The sequence below is a fragment of the Moorena sp. SIO2C4 genome, from assembly GCF_010672485.1.
Taxonomy (GTDB): Bacteria; Cyanobacteriota; Cyanobacteriia; order Cyanobacteriales; family Coleofasciculaceae; genus Moorena; species Moorena producens.
Window position 1 is genome coordinate 1 of the sequence record NZ_JAAHGN010000883.1, and the last position, 3,247, is coordinate 3,247.

The 3,247-nt window shown below is 43.1% G+C and carries 1 protein-coding gene; it reads left to right on the top strand.

Annotation, left to right across the window (positions count from 1 at the left end; translation table 11 throughout):
• A partial coding sequence (locus F6K20_RS30780; RefSeq protein WP_287297258.1) for an alpha/beta fold hydrolase occupies positions 1–3,020 on the top strand: 3,020 nt, incomplete at its 5' end.
• Positions 3,021–3,247: the final 227 nt, after the last annotated feature.

Below are 3,247 nucleotides of genomic sequence, written 5' to 3' on the forward strand. Positions count from 1 at the left end.
AAGACCATCTAGCGGTGCGCAATCGCAAAATATACGTTGCTCGTTTACTCAAGCACATTCCCCAAGAATCTCAACCCCTGTCACTGCGATCTGATGCCACATACCTAATTACTGGAGGATTAGGAGCCCTGGGGTTGAAGACAGCAGCATGGATGGCAGAAAAAGGAGCTAGAAATTTAGTTTTAATCAGTCGTCGTCAACCCTCTGAGCAAGCACAACAAACGATTCAAAGTTTGGAAGAATTAGGCACTCAAGTAAAAGTTCTTTCAGCAGATATATCAGTTGAATCCGATGTCGCCAATATCCTAGAGCAAATTCAAACATCTCTACCCCCACTACTAGGTGTAATTCATGCAGCAGGCGTTTTGGATGATGGCCTACTGCAACAAACCAATTGGGAGCGCTTTACGAAAGTGATGGCCCCCAAAGTCAACGGGACTTGGAATCTACATAAATTAACCCAGCATTTATCCCTAGATTTCTTTGTTTGCTTCTCATCTATGAGTTCCTTATTAGGTTCACCCGGTCAAGGAAACTATGCTGCAGCTAATGCTTTTATGGATGCTGTAGTTCATTATCGTAGGGAGATGGGATTACCAGGATTAAGTATTAACTGGGGAGGCTGGTCTGAAGGTGGTATGGCGACTCGTCTTGCAAGTCAGCATCAAAATCGAATGCAAACGGCAGGGATAAGTTTGATTTCTCCAGAGCAAGGAATACAAGTATTAGAGGAACTTGTACGCACTCAGTCTACAGCACAGGTGGGAGTATTGCCTGTAGATTGGTCGGTATTGGCAAAACAATTTAGTTCGGCAAATCCAAGTTCTTTACTATTAGAACTCTTGCAACAGGAGACAAGCTCAGAAAAGACAGACGAACGCATTTTAGAAAAATTGCAAGCTGCACCAATAACTGAACGTCAAGATATTTTGAAAAATTATATTCAATTGGTAGTAGCAAAAACTCTCGGAATCAATCCATCAAAAATTTCCACTGATGACAATTTTGTAGAGTTGGGTATGGATTCCCTAATGGGAATGGAAGTTGTCAATAAACTTAGTGGCGACCTAGATTTTATTATCTATCCCAGAGAGTTTTACGAACGACCAACAATCGACTCCCTGACTCAATATTTGAGTGCTGAGTTGAGTGAAGATAATCTTGCTACTCAACCATCTCCAACAAGCTTAGAAATCTTTGCAACCAAAAGTTCACCTAGTGGAAACTCTGCACGTCCAGCCTCCGTCTCTTCACGTCTTCCTGGTATTATTTTTATCCTTTCGAGTCCCCGCTCAGGTTCAACTTTACTCAGAGTCATGCTAGCGGGTCATTCTTCCCTGTTTTCACCACCGGAGTTGCATCTGTTACCCTTTAACACCATGAAGGAGCGACAGGAGCAACTAAACCTTTCTTACTTGGGGGAAGGGCTACAAAAAACTTTCATGGAAGTAAAAAACCTGGATGCAACAGCTAGTCAGGCTCTAATTAAAGACCTCGAGTCACAGAACTTATCAATTCAGCAGGTATATGGGATGCTCCAGGAGAACATAGCACCTCGTCTACTCGTAGACAAGTCTCCTACTTATGCTATGGAGCCCACTATCCTAGAACGAGGGGAAGCACTCTTTGCTAACTCCAAATACATTTATCTAGTTCGTCATCCCTACTCAGTCATAGAATCATTTGTGCGGATGCGGATGCAAAAACTTGTCGGGTTAGGTGAGGAAAATCCTTACCGGGTAGCGGAGCAGGTGTGGGCTAAGAGTAACCAGAACATTCTAAATTTCCTGAGCCAGTTGGAGCCAGAGCGTCAGCATCAGATTCGCTATGAAGACTTGGTGAAAAAACCTCAACAAGTGCTATCCCAACTATGCGACTTTCTCAATGTTCCCTTCGAGCCAGAACTTTTGCAACCTTATCAGGGCGATCGCATGACAGGGGGTGTTCATCAAAAGTCATTGTCAATCAGTGACCCTAACTTCCTCAAACACAATACTATTGATGAGAGCTTGGCAGACAAATGGAAAACGATTCAATTACCTTATCCGTTGAAGTCAGAAACTCAACGGATAGCCAGCCAACTTAGTTATGAGTTGCCAAACCTAGTTACAACTCCGACAAATCAACAGCCTCAAGTCTCTACAACTCCCTCAACAGAGCAGCCTATTATGGAGGAAAAATTCCTGGAGTTCGGAGGAAATCAGATCTGTCTGTGTAGTTGGGGTTCCCCGGAGCATCCTGTAGTTCTGTGTATTCATGGAATTTTGGAACAAGGATTAGCTTGGCAAGAAGTCGCACTTCCTCTAGCAGCACAAGGTTATCGGGTAGTGGCTCCTGACTTATTTGGTCACGGGCGCTCTTCTCATTTGGAAATGGTGACTTCTTATAGTTCACTGACATTTTTAGCTCAGATAGACCGGGTAATTCAGGAATTACCAGACCAACCTTTGTTGTTAGTAGGTCATTCCATGGGTGCCATGCTGGCAACTGCGATCGCTAGCGTGCGACCAAAGAAAATCAAAGAGTTGATTTTGGTAGAACTTCCGCTACCTGCTGAGGAAAGCAAGAAAGAATCCGCAGTTAATCAGCTAACGACTTGTTTAGACTATCTCAGTTCTACTCCTCAACATCCCATCTTTCCTGATGTGGCAACTGCTGCAAGTAGGTTGCGTCAAGCGATACCTAGTCTGTCAGAAGAATTTTCTTATATCTTAGCTCAGCGAATTACACAACCAAATCAAGGTGGAGTTCGCTGGAGTTGGGATGCAATTATTCGTACTCGTTCTATTCTGGGTTTAAACAATTTACCTGGTGGTCGATCTCAATATTTGGAGATGCTCAAATCTATCCAAGTTCCGACTACGTTAGTTTATGGAGATAGTAGCAAACTAAATCGACCAGAAGATTTGCAACAACAGAAAATGACTATGACTCAAGCTAAACGAGTTTTTCTGTCAGGAGGGCATAATCTTCATATTGATGCTGCTGCTGCTTTAGCATCACTTATCTTAACATCCTGAGGGGGTGACATGAGCCCCAAAAAGCTTACTATATAAGGTTTTGATGCCAATGGGCTCATGGAAGATACAGTCCCAAATTGACCCTACGAATGATTTTATGGCAAGCTCAAACCCTTATAAATACGTCCAAAGTCAGCCCAAAACAGAATGTATCTTTTGGAAAATTATGGGCTGAAATGATTACTCAGTAAGGATTTCAGCTTGCATGTCACCCCCCCAGCTTAACA